The organism is Pseudomonas sp. S2_B10 (assembly GCF_054668425.1).
In genome coordinates this window covers 961,753-984,725 of record NZ_CP162768.1, presented here as the reverse complement: position 1 = coordinate 984,725, position 22,973 = coordinate 961,753, and the positions used below count along the sequence as shown (strand labels likewise).

Below are 22,973 nucleotides of genomic sequence, written 5' to 3'. Positions count from 1 at the left end.
GCATTCTGTCAGGCGCCGCTGGCTACCGAGGCCTGCGCGGTGCGCAACTCATGCCGGTTGCCACGGAATAGCACCAGTGTCGCAATCAAGCCCAACACCGCCGCGCCACTTAGCCAGATGCCCGGTGCTGCCTTGTTGTCCAGCACATGAATCAGATAGGTGCACGCTGCCGGAGTAAATCCGCCGAACGTCGCCGTTGCCAAACTGTAAGCCAGGGAAAACCCGGTCGTGCGCACTTCCACCGGCATGATCTCGGTCAGCGCCACCACCATCGCGCCGTTGTACGAGCCGTACAGGAACGACAGCCACAATTCGACAATCAGCAAATGGCTGAAGCTCGGATTCGCCACCAGCCACGACAGTGCCGGATACGCCGTGAGGATCGCCAGAATTGTCGCCGCCAGCAGTAAGGGTTTTCGGCCGATCTTGTCGGATACCGCGCCCATCACCGGTAGCCAGAAGAAGTTCGACAAGCCGATGCACACCGTCACCAGCAAGGCGTCGAGGTCCGACAGATGCAGCTCAGCCTTGCCAAACGTCGGCGTGTACGCAGTGATCAGGTAGAACGACACCGTGGTCATCACCACCAGCGCCATGCCGGCAATGACGATGCCGAAGTTCTGCCCGATCGAGCGGACGATTTCGCCGAGGGTAGGGCGGTGGGTTCGCGCCTGGAATTCCGGAGTTTCTTCCAGCGAGCGACGGATGAAGAAAATCACCGGCACGATCATGCAGCCAATCAGAAACGGCACGCGCCAGCCCCATTCGCCCATTTGCTCCGGACTCAGCCAGTGGTTGAGGCCAACGCCGAGCAGACCGGCGAACACCACGGCTGCCTGTTGGCTGGCGGACTGCCAACTGACGAAAAAGCCTTTACGCCCCGGCGTAGAAATTTCCGCCAGATACACCGACACACCGCCCAGTTCCACGCCCGCCGAGAAGCCTTGCAACAGACGGCCGAACAACACCAGTAGCGGCGCGGCGACGCCGAGCGTCGCGTAGCCAGGCACGCAGGCAATCAACACCGTACCGGCGGCCATCATCGCCAAGGTGATGATCAGTCCTTTGCGCCGTCCGTGACGGTCGATATAGGCACCGAGGAAAATCGCCCCCAGCGGGCGCATCAGGAAGCCGGCGCCGAAGGTCGCCAGCGACAGCATCAGCGAAGCGAAGGCGCTGTCGGTGGGGAAGAAGGTTTTGGCGATGGCCGTGGCATAGAAGCCGTAGACCATGAAGTCGAACATTTCGAGGAAGTTGCCGCTGACAACGCGAAAGATCGCTTTGCCTTTGCCCGTGGTGGAGGACATGGGAGGTACTCACTGTTCAATTTTGTATAAAGGCGTTGCAGCCATGGGGAAGCGAGCGGGCGCTTGTAGTTCATAATGGCCGCCGTGGTTTTGCGGGGAGATGAAGAATTGTTAACTGGACGCTGGTTGGGGCTTGTGGTGTTGGCGGTGGCAATCGGCGGCTGCGGCAACGGCGATTCCCTGGAACAGGTCGGTGGCTCGACCATGGGCAGCACCTGGTCGGTCAAATACGTGCGCCACGCCGGGGTCGCCGATCCTGCGCAAGTGCGCGGTGAAGTGGAGCGCATCCTCGGCGAAGTCGATCAACAGCTGTCGACTTACCGCAGTGACTCCGTCATCGAGCGTTTCAACGCCTTGCCCGCCGATAGCTGCCAAGCCATGCCGGCAGCGGTGCTCGAATTGGTCCGTATCGGCGAACAGCTTTCAATGCAAAGCGAAGGCTCCTACGACCTGACCGTGGAACCGCTGCTGGACCTCTGGGGATTCGGCCCGCAAGGACGCGAGGAAAAGATCCCTGATGCGGCCGCTGTGGCCGAGGTCATGCAGCGGGTCGGCCATCAGCACCTGCGCATCGATGGCGAGCGGTTGTGCAAGGACGCCGCCGTCGAAGTCGACTTCAACAGCATTGCCGCCGGTTACGCCGTGGATACCATCGCCGCCAGATTGCAGGGCATGGGCATCGACAATTACCTGGTCGAAGCCACGGGCGAACTCAAGGCCCGGGGCAAGAAGCCGGATGGTTCAGCGTGGCGCATCGCTCTCGAAGAGCCTCGCGATGACCAGCAAGTGGCCGAGCGGATTATCGATGTCGATGGCTACGGCGTGTCCACCTCCGGTGACTACCGCCATTATTTTCTGCAGGACGGTCGACGTTATTCCCACACCTTCGATGCACGCAGCGGAAGACCGGTCCTACACGACCTGGCGTCAGTCACGGTGATTCATCCTTCAGCGTTGATGGCCGATGGACTATCGACACTGTTGCTGATTCTCGGGCCGGAAAGGGCGCGGGACTATGCCCAAGAGCATGACATTGCTGCATTCTTTGTCCTGCGTGCCGATACAGGTTTCGTCACCCGCAGCAGTCAGGCATTTGCGCAGCTTGTCGGTGAAAAAACTGACCGAAGACAAGACGAAAGCTGGCGTTGTAGTGCAGGCAAAAGTAGCCTACGACGCGACCAAGGGTTAATGTGCGCGGCGTTGACGCTTCTATAGACTGTGTCCGGGTTCTCTACTGGCCCCCAATTGTTCCTTCGCGCCGCCGTTCGGCGTGATTTAGCCGCCGGTGCTGCTGGCACCGCGGCCTGTTCTGAGGAGTACGCATGGCTGTCTACAACTACGACGTGGTGGTACTGGGTTCCGGCCCGGCGGGAGAAGGCGCGGCAATGAACGCCGCCAAAGCGGGGCGCAAGGTCGCGATGGTCGACAGCCGTCGTCAGGTCGGCGGCAACTGCACCCACCTCGGCACCATCCCGTCCAAGGCACTGCGTCACTCGGTGCGGCAGATCATGCAGTTCAACACCAACCCGATGTTCCGCGCGATCGGCGAGCCACGCTGGTTCTCCTTCCCGGACGTGTTGAAAAGCGCCGAAAAAGTCATTTCCAAACAAGTCGCATCGCGCACCGGCTACTACGCCCGTAACCGCGTCGACGTGTTCTTCGGTACCGGCAGCTTCGCCGACGAGCAAACCATCGAAGTGGTCTGCGGCAACGGCGTGGTCGAGAAGCTGGTGGCCAAGCACATCATCATCGCCACCGGTTCGCGCCCGTATCGCCCGGCGGACATCGATTTCCACCACCCGCGCATCTACGATAGCGACACCATCCTCAGCCTCGGTCACACCCCGCGCAAACTGATCGTTTACGGCGCTGGTGTGATCGGTTGCGAATACGCATCGATCTTCAGTGGTCTGGGTGTGCTGGTCGAACTGGTCGACAACCGTGGCCAGTTGCTGAGCTTCCTTGACTCGGAAATTTCCCAGGCGCTGAGCTACCACTTCAGCAACAACAACATCACCGTGCGTCACAACGAAGAGTACGACCGCGTCGAAGGCGTGGACAACGGCGTGATCCTGCACCTGAAATCCGGCAAGAAGATCAAGGCCGACGCCTTGCTCTGGTGCAATGGCCGTACCGGCAACACCGACACGCTGGGTCTGGAAAACATCGGGGTCAAGGTCAACAGCCGTGGCCAGATCGAAGTCGACCAGAACTACCGCACCTGCATAGAGAACATCTACGGCGCCGGTGACGTGATCGGCTGGCCAAGCCTGGCCAGTGCCGCCCACGACCAGGGTCGTTCGGCCGCTGGCAGCATCGTCGACAATGGCAGCTGGCGCTTCGTCAATGACGTGCCGACCGGCATCTACACCATTCCGGAGATCAGCTCGATCGGCAAGAACGAGCAGGAGCTGACCCAGGCGAAAGTGCCGTACGAAGTCGGCAAGGCCTTCTTCAAGAGCATGGCGCGGGCGCAGATTGCCGGTGAGCCGCAAGGCATGCTGAAGATCCTCTTCCACCGCGAAACGCTGGAAGTGCTCGGCGTGCACTGCTTCGGTTATCAGGCGTCGGAGATCGTGCACATCGGTCAGGCGATCATGAACCAGCCGGGCGAGCTGAACACCCTGAAGTATTTCGTCAACACCACGTTCAACTACCCGACCATGGCCGAAGCCTATCGGGTAGCGGCGTACGACGGCCTCAATCGGCTTTTTTGACGGGCTCCGGCCGGTGGCCTGAGCCGGCCGGGGAGACCGATTTCAGCAATTCTCAAGGGTGGCAGTGGCCAAACCGGGAAAGTCTGTAATCAGGCTGTCAACGCCGAAGTCGGCGAGTCTGCGCATCAGTGCAGGCTCGTTGACGGTCCACACCGACACGTGCAGGCCCTGACGCTGCGCCTTCTGCAGGCGTTCCGGCGTACACAGCGTCCAGTTCAACGCGAGAATTTCGCAACCGTAGCTGGCCGCCACCTTCAACGGATCGAGCCACGCGTATTCGGCCACCAGGCCACGGGATACGTCCGGTACCAGGTCCAGCGCTGCCTTCAAGACTTCCCGTGAACTCGAGGTGATCGTCACCTTGTCGAGCAGGCCATGCCGTTGAGCCATTTCCCGAATCGCCAGCACGGTAGTCGCCGCGCGGGTGCGTGAAGCGCTTTTGACTTCCAGCTGCCAGTGCTCGAAATCACATTTCTCGAACAACTCTTCCAGCGTCGGAATCGGGCACGGCTGGATCCAGCCCGGGCCACCCTTGCGCGCGTCGTAGGTCACCAGTTCGGCGGCGGTGTGCTCGACGACTTTGCCGCGACGGTCGGTGGTGCGCTTGAGCGTCGGGTCATGGATGACCATCAGCTCGCCGTCCTTGGACAGGTGCAGATCCAGTTCGCAGCGGCGCACGCCGTGCTTGAGGCATTCCTGAAAGCTGCTCAGGGTGTTTTCCGGTGCTTCGCCCTTGGCGCCGCGGTGGCCGTAGATGAGGGTCACGGTGCTTCCTTAAGTTAAATGCCAGATTCGTTCTGTTCGCGGGCCAGACGGCGTTCCTGAGCCTGCTTCTGCAAAATGTAGCGAGCGAGCAACTGGCGCTGGGCATCGGTCGGGCGCTCGAACTCGGTGCCGACGTCATAGCCATCGCCCTTGGGATCGCAATGGGTGACCCGGGCGCGCAGCAGCAGGCCAAGCGCCTGCGGCATCAGCACCAGTTTCACCGACAGGTGCGCGCCGGTGGCAATCGGGGTCGGGTACTGAAAGTCGATCCCGCCCTCGGAGATGATCACCGGCTGCGGCTCGCCGATGTGTCCGAGCACCGTCAGGGCGATTACCTGGCTGAGCAGGTCGATGCGTTTGTTCTGCGATTTGAGGAACGCCGCGATGGCGCGGTCGCGCTCGCTGATCTGTCGCAACAGGTGCTGCGACTCGAATTCGCTCAGGTGCAGTTCGCTGAGCAGGTTGAATAGTGGGGAAGCATCCTGCAACACTTCCTGGCCTGCGGCTTCGGGAGCGGACAGGGGCCGAATTTCCAGTGCGATCGTGTCCTCGATACGGTAGTATTCGCGGCGATCTTCTTCATCTAATGTCGACATGGCGAACCCATGGTAGCGGCGGTGGTCTGAGTGTAAAGCTGGTTTTCGACCCCCGCCACAAGGACGTTCCTTTTCCCTCCGAACAAGCCCCGACATGTTCAGACCTCTCTTCGTATTTATCGGCACGCGTTATACCCGTGCAAAGCGTCGCAATCATTTTGTGTCATTCATTTCCCTGACTTCGATGATCGGGCTCGCCCTTGGCGTGGTCGTGATGATCGTTGTGCTGTCGGTGATGAACGGCTTCGACCATGAGATGCGCACCCGCGTGCTGGGCATGGTGCCCCACGCCACTCTCGAGACCGGCGAGCCGATCAATGACTGGCAGAGCCTGGCCGACAAGGTCAAGCAGAACCGGCAGGTGACGGCGGTGGCGCCGTTCACCCAGATGCAGGGCCTGCTGACCAATAACGGTCAGGTTTCCAAAGTGTTGCTCAATGCCATTGATCCTGCGCTCGAGCGCAATGTGTCGATCATCGACAACTTCATGAAGCAGGGCAAACTCGACGACCTGACGCCCGGCAGCTTCGGCATCGTCATCGGCGACAAGGCCGCGACCAAGCTCGGCGTCGGCATCGGTGACAAGGTCACCTTCGTCGCACCGGAGGTCAGCGTGACCCCGGCCGGGATGTTCCCGCGCATGAAGCGCTTCACCGTGGTTGGGATTTTCCATGTCGGTGCCGGTGAGCTCGACGGCTACCTCGGCGTGACCAATCTGCAGGATCTGGCGAAAATGCACCGCTGGAAAGCCGATCAGGTGCAGGGCCTGCGGCTGAAGTTCGACGACCTGTTCCAGGCACCGCGTGAGGCGTGGAACATCGCCCAGCAGCTCGGCGAAGATCGTTACTACGCCCGCGACTGGACCCGCACCCACGGCAACCTGTATCAGGCGATCCGCATGGAAAAAGCCATGATCGGGCTGCTGTTGCTGCTGATCGTCGCCGTCGCCGCGTTCAACATCATTTCCACGCTGGTGATGGTGGTGAACGACAAGAAGGGCGACATCGCCATTCTGCGTACCCTCGGCGCGACACCGGGCACGATCATGCGCACGTTCATGGTTCAGGGCACGGTAATCGGCGTGGTCGGCACGGCCATTGGCGCGGTGGTCGGGATTCTCGCGGCGCTGAATGTCAGTGCGGCCATTTCGGCGCTTGAAGGGCTGATCGGCCACAAGTTCCTTAATGCTGACGTGTATTTCATTGATTATCTTCCTTCGCAGGTACAGAGCCAGGACGTCGTCATGGTCTGCGCCGCTGCGTTGGTCCTGAGTTTCCTCGCCACCCTGTATCCCGCCTGGCGTGCCGCGCGCACCCAGCCGGCGGAGGCGTTACGTTATGAGTGAGTCGGGCATGAGTGAACAAGCAATTCTGAGCTGCCGTAACCTGGGCAAATCCTACGAGGAGGGGCCTGAGTCGGTACAAGTGCTGGCCGGCCTGCAACTGGAGTTGCACCCGGGCGAGCGTGTGGCGATCGTGGGTAAATCCGGTTCCGGCAAAAGTACCTTGCTCAACCTGCTCGGCGGCCTCGATACGCCGAGCAAGGGCAGCGTCTGGCTCGACGGTGAAGAACTGTCTGCGTTGAGCGAGAAAAAGCGTGGCCTGCTGCGCAATCGCGCGCTTGGTTTCGTTTATCAGTTTCACCATTTGCTGCCGGAATTCACCGCGCTGGAAAACGTCTGCATGCCGCTGTTGATCGGCAAGACCGCCATCCCGGAGGCGCGTCAGCGTGCCACGGCATTGCTGGAGCGCGTCGGTCTCGGCCATCGTCTGGAACACAAACCGGCGGAACTCTCCGGCGGCGAACGTCAGCGCGTGGCCATTGCCCGTGCACTGGTGAACAACCCGGGGCTGGTGATGCTCGATGAGCCAACCGGCAACCTTGACCTGCATACCGCCGAAGGCATTCAGGACCTGATGCTGGAGCTCAGCACTTCGATGCGCACAGCGTTCCTGGTGGTGACGCACGACATGAACCTGGCTCGCCAGATGGACCGCGTCCTGCAGTTGCAGGAAGGTTGCCTGACCCCCATCTGAATGGCTGAAACCCGGCGCCCGTAACGGTGCCGGGTCTTTTATTTCTATACGGTGCCCCAGCGAATGTTCAGACCGTTATCGATCTTTATCGGCACGCGCTATACCCGCGCCAAGCGCCGCAATCGCTTTGTTTCGTTCATTTCGATGACCTCGATGATCGGCCTCGCCCTCGGCGTGCTGGCGATGATCGTGGTGCTGTCGGTGATGAACGGCTTTCAGCGCGAAATGAGCTCGCGCATCCTCGGCATGGTGCCCCATGCGACCATCGTTGGCGTCAAGCCGATCGATGACTGGCAGCCAGTGGCCGCCGCTGCGATGAAAAATCCCGAAGTGACGGCCGCCGTGCCGTTCACAGAAATGGAAGGTATGCTTTCCTACAAGGGTTCGATGCAGCCGATCCAGATCAGCGGCGTTGATCCGGCCCAGGAAGGCAAGGTGTCGATCGTTGCCCAGCACATCGTCCAGGGTCGCCTCGATGCCTTGAAGCCGGGCGAATTCGGTGTGGTGATCGGTGAAATCACCGCGCGGCGTTTCCGCCTCAATGTCGGCGACAAGATCACTCTGATCGTCCCGGAAGTCAGCACCGCGCCGGGCGGTATCACCCCGCGCATGCAGCGCCTGAATGTGGTTGGCGTGTTCAAGGTCGGCGCCGAGCTGGACGGCTCGATGGGCCTGATTCACGTCGCCGACGCCGCGACCATGCAGCACTGGCAGCCAAATCAGGTGCAGAGCGTGCGTCTGGCGGTCAAGGATCTGTACGCGGCGCCGAAAGTGTCTGCGGACATTGCCGGTGGCCTCGGCGCCGACTTCAAGGCTGACGACTGGACTCACACCCAGGGCAGCCTGTTCAGCGCGATGAAGATGGAAAAAACCATGATCGGCCTGCTGTTGCTGATGATCGTCGCGGTGGCGGCGTTCAACATCATCGCGACGCTGATCATGGTGGTGAACGACAAGGGCGCCGACATCGCCATCCTGCGCACGATCGGCGCCACGCCCCGTCAGATCATGGCGATCTTCATGGTCCAGGGCACGGTGATCGGTATTGTCGGCACCATCATTGGCGGCGTGCTGGGCGTGATTGCGGCGCTCAATGTCAGTGAATTGGTCGGCTGGGTCGAGCGTGTGACCGGGCAGCACATCTTCAGTTCGGATGTGTATTTCGTCAGCAACCTGCCCTCGGAACTGCAGGGTGGGGATGTGCTGTTGATCTGCTCGGCGGGTTTCATCCTGAGCTTCCTGGCGACGGTGTATCCGGCGTGGCGGGCGGCGAAGATTGAGCCGGCGCATGCGCTGAGATATTCGTAAGCGACTCCATGCTCGTTCCCACGCTCTGCGTGGGAATGCCTCAACGGACGCTCTGCGTTCGGCTCTTGAAGGGACGCGGAGCGTCCCGGGCTGCATTCCCACGCAGAGCGTGGGAACGATCAGGTCCGAGGCAACTCGATTACAAACCGCGTCCAACCCGCTTCAGATTCGCAATGAATCTGCCCGCCATGGGCACGCACGATCGACTGGGTAATTGCCAAGCCCAACCCCGCATGCTCACTGCTGCCTTCCTGCCGCGACGGGTCCGCTCGATAGAAGCGGTCGAACAGACGTGGCAGTAATTGCGCTGAGACCCCCTCGCCACTGTTCTCGACGCAGACGCGCACAGCTTTCGCCTCGTCGACGATGCTCAAGCGAACGTACCCCTCGGCCGGGGTAAACCGCAGCGCGTTATCCAGCAGGTTCGACAAGGCCCGGCGCAACATGCCGCGATCACCTTCGATTTGCGCCTCACCTTCACGGCTCAAACTCACGCCGGCGTCTTCCGCCAATGGCGCAAAAAACTCCAGCAACATGTCAGCTTCATCCGCCAGTTCCAGCGGTTCGCGCTTGGGCGTCAGCAAACCGTGATCTGCCTTGGCCAGGTAGAGCATGTCGTTGACCAGTTGCGCCATCCATTGCAGTTCTTCGAGGTTGCTGTGCAGCGCTTCGCGGTAATCCTCCAGTGCCCGAGGGCGGGTGAGGGTGACCTGGGTGTGGGTCAGCAGATTCGACAACGGTGTGCGCAGTTCATGGGCGATGTCGGCGGAGAACGCCGAGAGGCGCTGAAACGAGTCGTCGAGGCGTGCGAGCATGGCGTTGAAGCTGTAGGCCATTTCTGCAAGCTCTGGTGGCATCTTCTCTTCAGGCAGTCGGGCATTCAGCGATTGCGCAGAAATCCCACGGGCCACCGCGCTCATCCGCCGCAACGGGCGCAGACCGCTGCGCGCGGCCCAGGCCCCGAGCACGGCAGTAGCCAGCGCCGACAGGCCGACGGTCAGCCAGATCAGATGCTGCATGCGCGTAAGAAAATGCTGGTGATGGGTGATGTCCAGCAGCAGCGTCAGTTGCGGCGAATCCGCTGTGTCCGGGTAGAGCGGGGCGCGCAGCACGCGGTAATCGGTGCCGTCATGGCTGATGGTCGACAGGCCTGTTTGCAGCGGCAGATTCTTCGGAATCTGCACCGAGCTGTCATACCAGTGCTGACCGTCGCCACTGGTAATGCGCAACGACAGATCGGCCTGACGGCTGAGTTCATCGGCCAGCCGCGCCTCGCGCTGGGCAGGTTGGAGATCCTGCAAGGCGCGGCGCAGGCCGATCAGTTTCGTCTCCAGTTGTTGCTGATCGAGTTCGATGAAGTGCGCCTCGCTGGCGCGGTCGAACAGCACCCCGGCGAACAGCGAGACCACCGCAGTGCAGGCGGCAAACAACAGCGCCAGGCGCGTGCTCAAGGACAGGCTACGCATCACAGCGAACGCTCTTCGAGCACGTAACCCATGCCGCGCACGGTGTGGATCAACTTGTTGGGGAAGTCATCGTCGATCTTCAGGCGCAAGCGGCGGATCGCCACTTCGATGACGTTGGTGTCGCTGTCAAAATTCATGTCCCAGACCTGCGAAGCGATCAGCGACTTCGGCAACACTTCACCCTGGCGGCGCAGGAGCATTTCCAGCAGGGCGAACTCCTTAGCGGTCAGGTCGATGCGCTGGCCGCTGCGTTCGACCCGGCGGCGGATCAGATCCAGGCGCAGATCGGCCAGTTGCAGGCTGGTTTCCTGGGCGATTGCGCTGCCGCGCCGCAACAGGCTGCGCACCCGCGCGAGCAGCTCGGAAAAGGCGAATGGCTTGACCAGATAATCGTCGGCGCCCAGTTCGAGGCCGTGAACCCTGTCCTCCACGGCGTCTTTGGCGGTGAGAAAAAGTACCGGCGTTTCGAGGCCAGCGCTGCGTACCGCTTGCAGAATCTGCCAGCCACTGCGCCCGGGCAGCATCACATCGAGGATCAACAGCGCGTAGTCACCGCTCAAGGCCAGTTGCTGGCCGCTGATGCCATCGGCCACCAGTTCGGTATTGAACCCGGCCTCGGTCAGGCCCTGACGCAGGTATTGGCCGGTTTTCGCTTGGTCTTCGACGATCAACAGTTTCATGGGCGACTCGGGCGGGGTTGGTATTTGGAAGGGCGAGGGCGTTATACCGTGAGATCCGGCGATAAGCGCCAAGCTGACAAAGTTGTAATCTGCCTGTCAGGTCGATGCCAGCACTGGGTGGTTAGAGTTTCCCACAGGCTGAACCTTGTCTCGTTGGAGTACGACCATGTTTTTGCGCACCTCGCTGAAAATAGCCACCTGTCTGCTGGCATTGAGTTCGCCAGCCTGGGCGGCACCCGCGCACACCTTCGCCTTCGGCCAGCCGGCAGCGGCGAGCCAGGCTACGCGCAGTATCGAAATCGTCATGGGCGACATGAACTTCGACCCGAAAGCCATACAGGTCAAGGCCGGTGAGACGGTTCGCTTTGTACTGGTGAATAAAGGCCAGTTGCTGCATGAATTCAACCTCGGTGATGCGGCGATGCATGCCAGTCACCAGCAGGAAATGTTGCAGATGCAGCAAAGCGGCATGCTTACGCCTACCGGCATGAAAGAAATGTCCCACGACATGGCGGGCATGAATCACGCGGCGATGGGCCACGGCATGCAGCATGACGACCCCAACAGCGTGCTGGTCGAGCCCGGTAAAACCGCCGAGTTGACCTGGACCTTCAGCAAGGCCACGGCGCTCGAGTTTGCCTGCAATATCCCCGGGCATTATCAGGCGGGCATGGTCGGCAAACTGACAGTCAGTCAGTAAGCACTCAAAGGCGCGGGCAAAGGCTGGTAGAATCCGCTGATTCTTCAGTCAGGTTTCCGCCATGCATCCCGCAGCCGAACATTCGCCGCTGGGCAAATCCAGCGAATACATCGCCACCTACACGCCGTCCCTGCTGTTCCCGATTCCGCGCACCGCGAAATGGGCCGAGCTGGGCCTGACCGCCGAAACCCTGCCGTATAAAGGCGTGGATTTCTGGAACTGCTTCGAGCTGTCGTGGCTGCTGCCCTCGGGCAAACCGGTGGTGGCGATCGCTGAATTCAGCATCCCGGCGGACTCGCCGAACATCATCGAATCGAAGTCGTTCAAGCTCTACCTCAACTCGCTGAACCAGACGCCGTTCGCCGACGTTGCCACATTGCAAGCGACGCTGGTCAAGGATCTGTCCGCCGCTGCCGGTAAACCTGTGGGCGTTCGGGTTCGCAGTCTGAAGGACGTCGAAGCCGAAGGCGTGGTGGCGTTGCCGGGCGTGTGCATCGACGATCTGGATATCAGCGTGAGCAACTATGAGCATCCGCGTCCGGAGCTGCTGCGTTGCGACAATTCGCGCGTGGTCGAGGAGAGCGTGCACAGCCACCTGCTCAAATCCAACTGCCCGGTGACCAGCCAGCCGGACTGGGGCAGCGTCGTGGTGGAATATCGCGGCGCGGCGCTGGATCACGCCAGCCTGCTGGAGTACATCGTCAGCTTCCGCCAGCATTCGGACTTCCATGAACAATGCGTTGAGCGGATTTTCCTCGATCTGCAGCGGTTGTTGAAACCTGAAAAGCTCACCGTGTTTGCACGTTACGTTCGCCGGGGTGGGCTGGATATCAATCCGTATCGCAGTACCGAAAGCGTACAACTGCCGAATCATCGGCTCGTACGTCAATAAAGATCCTGAATGTGCGACATCCAATGTGGAAGCGAGTCTGCTCGCGAATGCGGTGTGTCATTAAACGATGATGTCGACTGACACGACGCCTTCGCGAGCAGGCTCGCTCCCACAAGGGCTTGCATGCACATTTTGCAAATGAAAAAGCCCTGCCATCGCTGGCAGGGCTTTTTTGTGCGGCGGGGCGTCAGATGCCCATGCTGCCCAGCGCGTTGACGATGTTGCGCAGGGTGCTGGCGATAGCCGGATGTTCAAGCTCGAAGCGATCCACTGCCAGGTTCACACCATCGGCGATGCTCGCGTCCTGGGTGGCAGTTTCCAGCTGGATCTCCGATTCGATCTGCGCCATCAGCGCATGCAGATCATCACGCTCGGCTTCCGACAGCGGTGGATTGTGTTCCAGCTGCTCGCGCAGGGTATCGAGCTGTTTTTGCAGTTCTTGGGCGGGCATGGTGGTTTCCTTTTATCAATAGGCACTGGCATTGACCGCAGCCGCGCGCCAAAGGTCTATGGCTGACCTTTAGATTAATCCACTCTCGGTAAACCTGCATGACGCCGGTCAGGGCTTTTCGCCTTTGGCGCGGCGCAAGCTGATGTCGGCGAGGCAGGCGTCCAGTTCGCCGAGATGATCGATTACCGAATGCACGCCCAGGCCGAACAACTGCACAGTTGCCTTGCCGCGCAACTGTTCGCGCTCCTTTTGCGAGAGCGCCTGCCATTCGCTTGGGTTAAGGCCGCACAGCGAGCCACAGGACGCCAGGCCAATCGTCCATAACCCGGCATTCAGACCGGCCTGTAACAGGCGCGGCTCACCACTGACCAGCACGCAACCGTCGAGGCGGTCGATGTTCAAACTCATCAACGCCTGCCAGCACGCGTTGGGCGCTGGCCATGGATTCATTGTTGCTGAATGTTGCGTCGGTTTGATCCAGTCCGGCAGCGACGCGGCCAGTGGCTGAGCGAGGGCAGGGGGCAATTCGTCGAGCCACGCGCAGGGAATTCCCTGGCGCTGCAAACTTTTCAGGCTATCGAGTGCGCCCGGTGTAGTTTTGGCATGTTCCGGCTGGGGGTTGAGCTCTCGCGCGGCGCGGGCACCGAAATCCACCAGGCAACCGCTCAGGCCGAACAGCACGGCAGTCAGGCCGGGCGCGGCGACGGGCAAGGTTTCGGCGTGAGTCATGGCAACGTCCCTGAAATAACGCTCAAGACTAAGGCGCTGGGGTGACAGTTGCATGACAGGCGGGTGAAAGCCTGCGTAGGAAACTTCCTGCATATCCTTGCAGCGGCGCACTGCCCAAATCGCCGTTTACGCTTATACTAGCGGCCTTAATGCCCGGGCCGAGAGGACCGCGCCAGTATCGAATCCAAGGAGTTTTTCTATGCGCTGGAGCCCTTCGCTCACTCAGCTAAGTGTATGTGCCAGCCTTTTGCTGGCGCCGTTCGCCACCCAGGCGGCCACCGAAGAAGACCCTTGGGAAAGTGTCAACCGGCCGATTTTCCAGTTCAACGACTTCGTTGACACCTACGCGCTGAAGCCATTGGCCCAGGGTTATGAGTTCATCACCCCGCAGTTCGTTGAAGACGGCATTCACAACATGTTCCGCAACGTCGGCGACGTGACCAACCTGGCCAACAACATCCTCCAGGCCAAACCGGCTGCGGCGGGCGTTGATACCGCCCGACTGATTTTCAACACCACCTTCGGTCTGCTCGGCTTCTTTGATGTCGGCACCAAGATGGGCTTGAACCGCAGCGACGAAGACTTCGGTCAGACCCTCGGTTACTGGGGCGTGGGCAGCGGCCCGTACGTTATGCTGCCGCTGATGGGGCCGAGCACCCTGCGTGACGCACCGTCGAAATATGTCGACAGCTTCACCGGCGCGTACCGCTACATCGACCACGTGCCGACGCGTAACTCGATCTTCGGCCTGAACATCGTCGACACCCGCGCCAGCCTGCTGTCGAGCGAGAAGCTGATCAGCGGCGATAAATACACCTTCATCCGCAACGCTTACCTGCAGAACCGCGAGTTCAAGGTGAAGGACGGTCAGGTTGAAGACGATTTCTGATTTTGACCGGTGATGAAAAAGGCGGCCCTCGGGTCGCCTTTTTTGTCCGCGTCAGAGCGTCACCTGCGACTGCCGCTACCTTCCATCGGGTTACCGTTGGAGCGGTTCTTATAACTCCCGGTGATTTGACAAACAAAGTCGTCAAGCGACAATCGGCGCATGCTTGAAACGCTCTGCGGATGGGAGTACCGTCTGCGCCTTAGAAGGGCACCTCTGTTTAAAACCGCGCGCCAGGCGAATGCTTGAAAGCGCTGCAACAGAGAGGCTAGAAAGCGAATCCAGTAGTCTGCGCAGGGCCGTTGCCCCGCTCACTACGCCAACCTAATTCTGGCGCCGTTTGCCCACATGCCAAAAACCAGTGCCACGCTGCTGATAATCGATGATGACGAGGTAGTGCGCGCGAGCCTCGCGGCCTATCTGGAAGACAGTGGTTTCAGCGTCCTGCAGGCCGGCAACGGTCAACAGGGTCTTCAGGTATTCGAGCAAGACGAGCCCGATCTGGTCATCTGCGATCTGCGCATGCCGCAGATGGGCGGTCTCGAACTGATCCGTCAGGTTACCGAGCGCTCACCGGAGACGCCGGTGATCGTGGTCTCGGGTGCCGGGGTGATGAACGACGCAGTCGAGGCCCTGCGCCTGGGTGCGGCGGACTACCTGATCAAGCCTCTCGAAGATCTGGCTGTGCTCGAGCACTCCGTGCGCCGAGCCCTGGATCGTGCGCGGCTGCTGCTGGAAAACCAGCGCTACAGCGATAAGCTGGAAAAGGCCAACCGCGAGCTCGAAGCCAGCCTGAACCTGCTCCAGGAAGACCAGAACGCCGGTCGCCAGGTGCAGATGAACATGCTGCCGGAAAGCCCGTGGAGCATCGACGAATTCAACTTTGCCCACCAAATCATCCCGTCGCTGTACCTGTCGGGTGATTTTGTCGACTATTTCCGCGTTGACGAGCGCCGGGTCGCGTTTTATCTGGCGGATGTTTCCGGGCATGGCGCGTCATCAGCCTTCGTCACCGTGCTGCTGAAGTTCATGACCACGCGTTTGCTCTTCGAATCGAAACGCAGCGGTACCTTGCCGGAGTTCAAGCCTTCGGAAGTGCTCGGTCATATCAACCGGGGGCTGATCAGTTGTAAGCTGGGTAAACACGTCACAATGGTCGGTGGAGTCATCGACGAGGAGACCGGTTTGTTGACCTATAGCATCGGCGGCCATCTGCCTTTGCCTGTGTTGTACACGCCTGACAGTGTTCGTTATCTCGAAGGCCGTGGTCTGCCGGTGGGGCTCTTCAACGAAGCCACCTACGAAGACCACGTGCTTGAGCTGCCGCCGACGTTCAGCCTGACGCTGATGTCTGATGGCATTCTGGACCTTTTGCCGGAAGCAACGCTCAAAGAAAAAGAGGCTGCTTTGCCCGAACGGGTGAAGTCGGCGGGCGGCAGCCTGGATGGTCTGCGGCAAGTGTTTGGTTTGGCCACGCTAGGGGAGATGCCGGATGATATCGCCCTGTTGGTGTTGAGCAGGAATCTTTAATGAGTACCGGTAGAATCCAGTTCGCCGAGCAGGACGGCACCTTCGTCCTGAAGTTCGTCGGTGAAGTTCGCCTGACCCTGTGTTCGGCGTTGGATGCGACTATTGAGAAAATCTTCACCGCGCTGAATTTCAACGCGATCGTGATCGATTTGACCGAAACCCGCAGCATCGACAGCACCACCCTGGGCCTGCTGGCCAAACTGTCGATCCTGTCGCGGCAGAAGGTCGGCCTGTTGCCGACGGTTGTCACCACCCACGAAGACATCACTCGGCTTTTGCAGTCGATGGGCTTCGAGCAGGTGTTCAACATCGTCAACCACCCGGTGCCGTGCCCGGAGTGCCTGGACGACCTGCCGGATCAGGACCAGTCCGAGGAAGTGGTGCGAATCAAGGTGCTGGAAGCGCACAAGATTCTCATGGGCCTGAACGATTCCAATCGTGAAGCGTTTCATGATCTGGTCAATGCCCTGGAAAGACACTGACCTCATGAATTGATGGTGTCTGGGCTGGCCTCATCGCGGGCAAGCCCGCTCCCACAATGATCGCGTGAAACCTCAAACTTAGGTTCTCCACATACCCTGTGGGAGCGGGCTTGCCCGCGATGGCGTCGGGTCGGTCGATACATTTATCAGTGCAGGCAAATGAAAAAGGGCGATCCCTCACAGGTTCGCCCTTTTTGCGTTCTACAGACTCAAATCACAGCTTGGCGTGCAGCAACGCTTCCAGCTTCTCCTGGTCGCGGGCGAACTGACGGATGCCTTCAGCCAGTTTCTCGGTGGCCATCGCGTCTTCGTTGGACAACCAGCGGAATTGCGCTTCGTTGAGGCTCAGACGCGCTTCACCGGCATTGCCCGGTGCCAGTTTGCGTTCCAGCTTGCCGGTATCGGCGGCCAGTTTCTCCAGCAGTTCCGGGCTGATGGTCAGGCGATCGCAGCCAGCCAGTTGCTCGATCTGGTTGATGTTACGGAAGCTCGCGCCCATGACCACGGTCTTGTAGTCGTTGGCCTTGTAGTAGTTGTAGATGCGCGTCACCGACTGCACGCCCGGATCATCAGCGCCGGTGTAGTCGTTGCCGTTGGCCTTCTTGTACCAGTCGTAGATACGGCCCACGAACGGCGAAATCAGGAACACCCCGGCGTCGGCGCAGGCGGCGGCCTGGGCGAAGGAGAACAGCAGCGTCAGGTTGGTCTGGATGCCTTCCTTCTCGAGGATCTCGGCGGCGCGGATGCCTTCCCAGGTCGAGGCGATCTTGATCAGCACGCGGTCGCGGCCGACGCCGGCCTTGTCGTACAGCTCGATCAGGCGATGCGCACGCTTGAGGATCGCATCCTGGTCGAAGGACAGGCGCGCATCCACTTCGGTGGAGATGCGGCCCGGAACCACGTTGAGAATTTCCTTGCCCACTGCGACGCCGAAACGGTCGCTGGCCAGGCCGACATCGCCCTTGCAGTCGCGAACGCAATCGTTCAGCAGTTCGGCGTAACCGTGAATGGCCGAAGCCTTGAGCAGCAGGGAAGGGTTGGTGGTGGCGTCGACCGGTTTGACTCGGGCGATCGCTTCGAAGTCGCCGGTGTCGGCAACCACGGTGGTGAACTGTTTGAGTTGTTCCAGCTTGGAAGTCATGGGCGTGCTCTATCCTATGGGTCTGAAGACATTACCCGAGCGCTGACGGGCACTCAAGGGTGCATTGGTGGATCGATGGCCCCTGCGGCAACAACCTGAAAACGATTGTTTGAAAGGCGGGGCGCGGTGTCGCTGAATACGATGCCAAAACAGACCACAGGTTCAAAGCAACCGACCTGTGAACAGGCCGGTCGCCCAACGCCTACTCAGCGTTCAACACACCTTCCACGGACAACCGCGCCGGTTTTGGCTGGCCGTCAGAGGTGAGAAAGCCGAAGTTCTTCTCGCGATCGTTGCTGCCGGAATCACTGTTCCGCCATTCATAGATAGAGGTCAGCGGAATATTGAGGCGTTTAACGTCGGTAATAAACGCGTTGATCTTGGTCGCTTGCCCCTCAGGACCACCGTTGGAGGCGAGGGCCGAAACCCCCCATTCACTGATGACCCCCGGCAGATTGAAGTTCTGCTGGATGAAGGTCTGCGCGTTGCTGATCTGCGTGGCGGTCATGCCGTAAGGGTGGTAGGACGCGGCGTTCAAGCATTTGGGGTAATCGCTGACGATGCTTTTCAGCGCCACCGTCGACGCCGAGCCCGCGCTTGGCGGCCGGGCGAAGCCGAAACCGACCCGTGGTGTCGTCTGTGGCTGAGCTTCGAAGGCCTTGCACATGCCGGCCATGAACGGCACGAACGTTGTATCGAAATTGCGCGTCGGCCAATAGGTTTCCAGGTCCGGCTCGTTCCAGATTTCGATCGCCACCAATTGCGAGCTCCAGGATTTTTCCAGCCCGGTTACGGTGTTGGCGAACTTACCGCCGGCGGCGTTCAGCTCCTCCGGCGACGTGGCCGGCAGTGCCTTGATCGCGCGCACCGTCAGCAGCACCGGCAGGCCGGCGGAAGCGGCGGCGGCGAAGGCGTCGCTGACCTGTTTCTGATAAGTCTTGGCGGTGAGGCTGTCGCTCCACACACCGAAGCGTACAAAGCTGAAGCCTGCTGCCTTGATCTGCGCGGCATCGGCGGCGGTAAAGCTCTGGATTTTCACCTGCACGCCGATGGTTTTTGCTGGAAGGTTGGGGAACAGCTCACTGGCGTGAACCTGGCTGGTGGCACCGAGCGCCATCAGGGCGAGGGCGGCGAGTTTATTGCGCTGTGCTGTTTTCATGTCTGCTCTCCTGAAGAGAATGACAACTACGAATATTTATCCCGTTACTCAATTTCCGATAACAGTGATGGCACTAAGTGCGCGAATGTTATTTTTTGTCAGGAAAACAGCAACTGAAAATCACAGTTATTTTTAGTCCGCTAATTGTGGTTGGGGCGGGTTAAAACGCTGTGGTACTTAATGTTCCTGTACTAACAGGGCGAAGCTATTTCTGAGTGCAGGAAAGTCGAGAGGGTTCATTAACTTTCACGGCATGTTGGCTGTTTGATATTACACAGGAAAGCAAGACTTGTTCAAAAAGATCCTCGTTGTCTGCGTGGGCAATATATGCCGAAGTCCGACGGCTGAACTGCTGCTGCGCAACGCGCTGGGCCAGTCCGCCATCACCGTTTCCTCAGCCGGCCTGTCCGCCCGCGTGGGCGAGGGCGTGGAAGCCTCGGCGCGGCAGGTTCTCGAAGAACACGGGCATTGCGCCGAGGCCTTCAAGGCGCGGCAACTGACTTCGGACATCGTCAATGACTCGGACCTGATCCTGGTCATGGAAAAAGCCCACGTCAATCAAGTGCTGAAGATTGCCTCGCACGCCCGAGGCAAAGTGTTTCTGCTCGGCAAGTGGCAGAGCGAGCGCGAAATACATGATCCGTATCGTCAAGGAAAAGCCGCGTTTATTCATGCCCACGCATTGATTGAAGATGCTGTTAGTTCATGGGCGAAGCGCCTCGGGCATTGATGAATCTTCTTCAGAACAGTAAATGGTAAGAACAGACTTATGCAGTTACCGTCCGTAATCGGCACCCGCGACAAAGATCAAGACAGTATTGATCTGCTCGGCATCTTCGGCAGCCTGATCGACCAGAAGTGGCTGATCGGCGCGCTGACGGGCGCCTTCATGGTCACCGGCGTCGCCTATGCGGTTCTGGCGACGCCGGTGTACCTGGCGAACGCGCTGGTGCAGGTCGAACCGAAAAAGAACGACATGCTCGGTTTCTCCGACCTCAACAGTATGCTCGGTGGGCAATCGCCGTCGGTGACCGAAATCGGCATCATCAAATCCCGCGCGGTGATCGGCAAAACCGTTGACGACCTGCGCTTGGATATCGACGTCACGCCCAACACGTTCCCGTTGATCGGCGGCTTCCTTTCGCGGCGCTATCGCGGTGACAGCGAGACCAGCGTCGCGCCGCCGCGTTTCGGCTTGAACAGTTATGCCTGGGGCGGCGAACGTCTGGAATTCAATCGGCTGCAATTGCCGAAAGACCTGCTCGGCAAGAAACTTACCCTGATCGCCGGCGAGCAGCAGCGCTTTGAGCTGTTCGATGAAAACGACAATCTGCTCGCCGAAGGCGTGGCCGGCGAAGCGTTTGCCAATGACGGTGTAGAAGGGCAGATCGCGCACCTGATGGCCAACCCCGGCACGCGCTTTCAGGTGGTGCGCAATCCTCGGATTGTGACCATTCAGGGCTATCAGGACGCGCTGGATATCTCCGAACAAGGCAAGGAGTCGGGGATCATTCGTCTGGCGCTGGCCAGCTCCGACGCGGCCGAGGCGGTGAAGATCCTCAACAAGATCGCCTCGCTCTACGTCGAGCAAAACGTACGGCGCACTTCGGCGGAGGCCGCGCAGAGCCTGGCGTTTCTGCAGAGCCAGTTGCCCCAGGTCAAGCGTGATCTGGCCAAGGCCAGCGACGCTTTGAATGCCTACCAGACCCACGGCAAGACGGTGAACATTTCGCTGGAAACCCAGTCGGTGCTGGGCCAGTCGGTGGCGCTGGAAACGCGCATCTCCGAGCTGAAAATGCAGCAGGCTGAGCTCGATCGCAAGTTCACCAAACAGCACCCGGCCTATCGCGCCTTGATGACGCAGATCGGCGAATTGACCCAGCAGCAGAAATCCCTCGAAGGCAAGGTTCAGGACCTGCCGGCCACCCAGCAGGAATTGCTCAACCTGACCCGCGACGTCGAGGTGGCTTCGCAGATCTACACGCAGTTGCTGAACAAATCCCAAGAACTCGACATCGTCCGCGCCGGGGCCGTCGGCAACGTGCGCCTGATCGACACCGCCGATGTCGACCTGACCAATCCGATCAAACCGAAGAAACCACTGATCGTGCTGATCGCGACATTGCTCGGCGCGTTTGTCGGCGTGGCGCTGGTGCTGCTGCGCAAATCCCTCAGCCGTGGCCTTGAAGGCCCGGAAGGCATCGAGCAGTTGGGCCTGCCGGTTTACGCGTCGATTCCCTACAGCGCCTTGCAGGAGGAAGAGGACAACAAAAAGGGCCGCGCCCGCGATGGCGTCGACAAGCCGGCGTATCTGCTGGCGCTGCGCAACCCGACTGATCTGTCGATCGAATCGATCCGCAGCCTGCGCACCTGCCTGCACTTTGCCGGGCTCGATTCGACCAACAACCGCATCATGATTTCCGGGCCGAGCCCGCAGGTCGGCAAGACCTTCGTCTCGTCCAACCTTGCGGCGGTCATGGCCCTGAGCGGCCAGCGCGTGGTGCTGATCGATGCCGACATGCGCAAAGGGCATCTGCACAAAACCCTCAACACGCCGATCAGCAATGGTTTGTCCGACCTGCTGGTCAAGCGCTGCACCCTCGAACAGGCGATCAACAAGGTCGAAGTCGACAACCTGCACTTCATCAGCCGGGGGCAAGTGCCGCCCAATCCTTCCGAGCTGCTGATGCACGCCAACTTCCGCGAACTGCTGGCGCAACTGAGCGAACGCTACGACCTGGTGATCATCGACACGCCGCCACTGCTGGCAGTGACCGATGCCGCCATCGTCGGTCGCGAGGCTGGCATCAGCCTGATCGTCACCCGCTTCGGGGTGAACCCGGCCAAAGAGATCGAACTGACCATTCGCCGCTTCGCCCAGAACGGCATCGAGTTGAAAGGCGCGGTGTTCAACGGCGTCGAGAAGCGTGCGGCCAGCTATTACGGCGGCACTGGCTATTACAACTACGAATACGCGTCCGACAAATCCTGATGGTTGCCGATTGTTCTTTCCTGTTTGAAGTGGGTGAGTTGTGAAAAAAATACTGCACGTGGCAGAGACGATCAAAGGTGGCGTGGCGACGGTGATCCGCACGATTTCGGCATCGCCCGAAGACGACGCGGCGAATTATCAACTGGTCTATCTGGTCCCCGAGGATCAGGCCAAGGAGCTGCACGGCATCGCCCCGCAGCAGGTGCGCACCTTTCCACGCAGTGGCCGCAACGTGCCGTCGCTGCTGCGTTTCGCCTGGCGTCTGAGCCAGGTGCTGCTCAAGGAAAAACCCGATGTCGTGCATCTGCACAGCACCTTTTCCGGGGTTATCGGCCGTGTGGTGTGCGTGCTGTTGCGACCATGGCGCAAGCCGAAAATCGTCTACTGCCCGCACGCGTTTTCGTTCCTGATGGAAAGCTCGCCGACCAAGCAGAAAGTCTATGCGTGGATCGAGCGCGTGCTGCAGAAAGTCACCGACGTGATCATCTGCGTCAGCCAGTACGAGCTGGATAAAGCCGCGCGTTTCGGTATCGAGCGCAAGCGCATGAAGCTGATCTACAACGGCATTCATCACAAGGATGACGCGCCAAAAACCGCTGGCGCCGAGCCGATTCATCTGCTGTTCGTCGGGCGCCTGGATTACCAGAAAGGCTTCGACGTGCTGCTCAAGGCCTACGCCAAGGTCAATCGCAACGACCTCAAACTGACGGTGGTTGGCAGTGCGGTCAACGAAGATTCGGTCGAGTGCCCACCGATGGATTCGGTCGAGTACCTGCCGTGGGTGACCCCGAGTGAAGTGCAGGCGCTGTATCAGAAAGCCGATGCGCTGATCGTGCCGAGTCGCTGGGAAGGCTTTGCCATGGTGCCGCTGGAAGGCATGGCCATGGGGCTGCCGGTGATCGCCAGCAACTGCACTTCACTGCCGGAACTGGTCACCAATGAAGTGTCCGGCTACGTCTTCCCCTCCGGCGATCACCAGGCGCTGGCCGACGTTTTGACGATCATCCAGAAGCCGCGCCTGCTCGACCTCGGCAACGAAGGCCGGAGCATTGTCCGCGAACGTTTCAGCGCCGCGTTGATGATCCGCCAGACCTACGACCTGTATCACGCTCCCACTTATTAAGTAGAACTCAAGC

22 protein-coding genes are annotated in these 22,973 nt (G+C 60.1%); 13 read left to right on the top strand and 9 right to left on the bottom strand.

The window, feature by feature from the left end:
- Positions 1-8 precede the first annotated feature (8 nt).
- The gene (tcuC, locus tag AB4O45_RS04290) at positions 9-1,307 is read right to left on the bottom strand and encodes an MFS transporter (RefSeq protein ID WP_041477332.1); all 1,299 of its coding nucleotides are present in this window, start codon (positions 1,305-1,307) and stop codon (positions 9-11) included.
- A gap of 75 nt (positions 1,308-1,382) precedes the next feature.
- Between tcuC and AB4O45_RS04285 the strand changes: the two genes are divergently transcribed.
- Both AB4O45_RS04285 and sthA read left to right on the top strand, forming a co-directional pair.
- Entirely contained in the window at positions 1,383-2,522 is a 1,140-nt protein-coding gene (locus AB4O45_RS04285; protein WP_460161112.1) for an FAD:protein FMN transferase, read from the top strand.
- A gap of 107 nt (positions 2,523-2,629) precedes the next feature.
- Positions 2,630-4,024 carry a Si-specific NAD(P)(+) transhydrogenase gene (gene sthA / locus AB4O45_RS04280; RefSeq protein ID WP_039760770.1) on the top strand — a complete coding sequence of 465 codons (1,395 nt, stop codon included), beginning with the start codon at positions 2,630-2,632 and terminating at the stop codon, positions 4,022-4,024.
- Positions 4,025-4,066: 42 nt separating this feature from the next.
- On the opposite strand, the gene AB4O45_RS04275 is transcribed toward sthA, so the two are convergent.
- Together AB4O45_RS04275 and AB4O45_RS04270 are read right to left on the bottom strand one after the other, a co-directional pair.
- Positions 4,067-4,789 carry a glycerophosphodiester phosphodiesterase gene (locus AB4O45_RS04275; protein WP_041477331.1) on the bottom strand — a complete coding sequence of 241 codons (723 nt, stop codon included), beginning with the start codon at positions 4,787-4,789 and terminating at the stop codon, positions 4,067-4,069.
- 14 nt (positions 4,790-4,803) lie between these two features.
- Entirely contained in the window at positions 4,804-5,385 is a 582-nt protein-coding gene (locus AB4O45_RS04270) for a PilZ domain-containing protein (RefSeq protein WP_016775478.1), read from the bottom strand.
- A 94-nt stretch (positions 5,386-5,479) separates the two neighbouring features.
- On the opposite strand from AB4O45_RS04270, the gene AB4O45_RS04265 reads away from it, so the two are divergent.
- From AB4O45_RS04265 to AB4O45_RS04255, 3 genes are all read left to right on the top strand, one after another.
- Entirely contained in the window at positions 5,480-6,730 is a 1,251-nt protein-coding gene (locus tag AB4O45_RS04265; RefSeq protein WP_024013629.1) for a lipoprotein-releasing ABC transporter permease subunit, read from the top strand.
- Positions 6,723-7,421, top strand: coding sequence for a lipoprotein-releasing ABC transporter ATP-binding protein LolD (lolD, locus tag AB4O45_RS04260; RefSeq protein WP_024013628.1), 699 nt, complete (start codon positions 6,723-6,725; stop codon positions 7,419-7,421). Before AB4O45_RS04265 ends, lolD begins: the two co-directional genes overlap by 8 nt.
- Before the next feature lie 63 nt (positions 7,422-7,484).
- Positions 7,485-8,729, top strand: coding sequence for a lipoprotein-releasing ABC transporter permease subunit (locus AB4O45_RS04255; RefSeq protein ID WP_024013627.1), 1,245 nt, complete (start codon positions 7,485-7,487; stop codon positions 8,727-8,729).
- Positions 8,730-8,848: 119 nt separating this feature from the next.
- Here the strand turns inward: AB4O45_RS04255 and AB4O45_RS04250 are convergent, their stop codons facing one another.
- A complete protein-coding gene (locus AB4O45_RS04250; RefSeq protein WP_315435450.1) occupies positions 8,849-10,195 on the bottom strand; it encodes a heavy metal sensor histidine kinase in 1,347 nt (448 codons plus the stop codon).
- Positions 10,195-10,875 (bottom strand): heavy metal response regulator transcription factor, encoded by a 681-nt coding sequence (locus AB4O45_RS04245; RefSeq protein ID WP_130903103.1) that lies wholly within the window; start codon positions 10,873-10,875, stop codon positions 10,195-10,197. Before AB4O45_RS04245 ends, AB4O45_RS04250 begins: the two co-directional genes overlap by 1 nt.
- A gap of 166 nt (positions 10,876-11,041) precedes the next feature.
- Between AB4O45_RS04245 and copI the strand changes: the two genes are divergently transcribed.
- Together copI and queF are read left to right on the top strand one after the other, a co-directional pair.
- Positions 11,042-11,575: a copper-resistant cuproprotein CopI gene (copI, locus tag AB4O45_RS04240; RefSeq protein ID WP_056791490.1), complete on the top strand. Its 534-nt coding sequence runs from the start codon at positions 11,042-11,044 to the stop codon at positions 11,573-11,575.
- 61 nt (positions 11,576-11,636) lie between these two features.
- On the top strand, positions 11,637-12,467 hold the full coding sequence (gene queF / locus AB4O45_RS04235; protein ID WP_150634831.1) for an NADPH-dependent 7-cyano-7-deazaguanine reductase QueF: 831 nt from the start codon (positions 11,637-11,639) through the stop codon (positions 12,465-12,467).
- A gap of 187 nt (positions 12,468-12,654) precedes the next feature.
- Here queF and AB4O45_RS04230 read toward each other — a convergent pair whose 3' ends face one another.
- Both AB4O45_RS04230 and AB4O45_RS04225 read right to left on the bottom strand, forming a co-directional pair.
- Positions 12,655-12,918, bottom strand: a complete 264-nt coding sequence (locus AB4O45_RS04230) for a DUF4404 family protein (protein ID WP_150634832.1) — start codon at positions 12,916-12,918, stop codon at positions 12,655-12,657.
- Positions 12,919-13,026: 108 nt separating this feature from the next.
- Positions 13,027-13,647, bottom strand: a complete 621-nt coding sequence (locus AB4O45_RS04225) for an HAD family phosphatase (protein ID WP_236169411.1) — start codon at positions 13,645-13,647, stop codon at positions 13,027-13,029.
- Between the two features lie 199 nt (positions 13,648-13,846).
- Here AB4O45_RS04225 and AB4O45_RS04220 point away from each other — a divergent pair, with 199 nt between their 5' ends.
- The 3 genes from AB4O45_RS04220 to rssC all read left to right on the top strand — a co-directional run bounded on the left by AB4O45_RS04220 (position 13,847) and on the right by rssC (position 16,545).
- Positions 13,847-14,536, top strand: a complete 690-nt coding sequence (locus tag AB4O45_RS04220) for an MlaA family lipoprotein (protein ID WP_016775470.1) — start codon at positions 13,847-13,849, stop codon at positions 14,534-14,536.
- Between the two features lie 345 nt (positions 14,537-14,881).
- Positions 14,882-16,063, top strand: coding sequence for a two-component system response regulator RssB (gene rssB / locus AB4O45_RS04215; RefSeq protein ID WP_460094990.1), 1,182 nt, complete (start codon positions 14,882-14,884; stop codon positions 16,061-16,063).
- Positions 16,063-16,545, top strand: a complete 483-nt coding sequence (rssC, locus tag AB4O45_RS04210) for an anti-sigma factor antagonist RssC (RefSeq protein ID WP_003226553.1) — start codon at positions 16,063-16,065, stop codon at positions 16,543-16,545. Before rssB ends, rssC begins: the two co-directional genes overlap by 1 nt.
- A 214-nt stretch (positions 16,546-16,759) precedes the next feature.
- Here the strand turns inward: rssC and tal are convergent, their stop codons facing one another.
- Complete coding sequence (gene tal, locus AB4O45_RS04205) at positions 16,760-17,686, bottom strand: transaldolase (RefSeq protein WP_460161111.1); 927 nt, start codon at positions 17,684-17,686, stop codon at positions 16,760-16,762.
- A gap of 202 nt (positions 17,687-17,888) precedes the next feature.
- Positions 17,889-18,845 carry a glycosyl hydrolase family 5 gene (locus AB4O45_RS04200; RefSeq protein ID WP_460161110.1) on the bottom strand — a complete coding sequence of 319 codons (957 nt, stop codon included), beginning with the start codon at positions 18,843-18,845 and terminating at the stop codon, positions 17,889-17,891.
- Between the two features lie 289 nt (positions 18,846-19,134).
- Between AB4O45_RS04200 and AB4O45_RS04195 the strand changes: the two genes are divergently transcribed.
- Genes AB4O45_RS04195 through AB4O45_RS04185 form a run of 3 tightly spaced genes read left to right on the top strand, consistent with a single transcriptional unit; the run spans position 19,135 to position 22,960 of the window.
- Positions 19,135-19,575, top strand: coding sequence for a low molecular weight protein-tyrosine-phosphatase (locus AB4O45_RS04195; protein WP_073471426.1), 441 nt, complete (start codon positions 19,135-19,137; stop codon positions 19,573-19,575).
- 39 nt (positions 19,576-19,614) lie between these two features.
- Positions 19,615-21,837, top strand: coding sequence for a polysaccharide biosynthesis tyrosine autokinase (locus AB4O45_RS04190; protein WP_252868002.1), 2,223 nt, complete (start codon positions 19,615-19,617; stop codon positions 21,835-21,837).
- Between the two features lie 40 nt (positions 21,838-21,877).
- A complete protein-coding gene (locus AB4O45_RS04185) occupies positions 21,878-22,960 on the top strand; it encodes a glycosyltransferase (RefSeq protein WP_116657877.1) in 1,083 nt (360 codons plus the stop codon).
- The last annotated feature ends 13 nt before the right edge of the window (positions 22,961-22,973 follow it).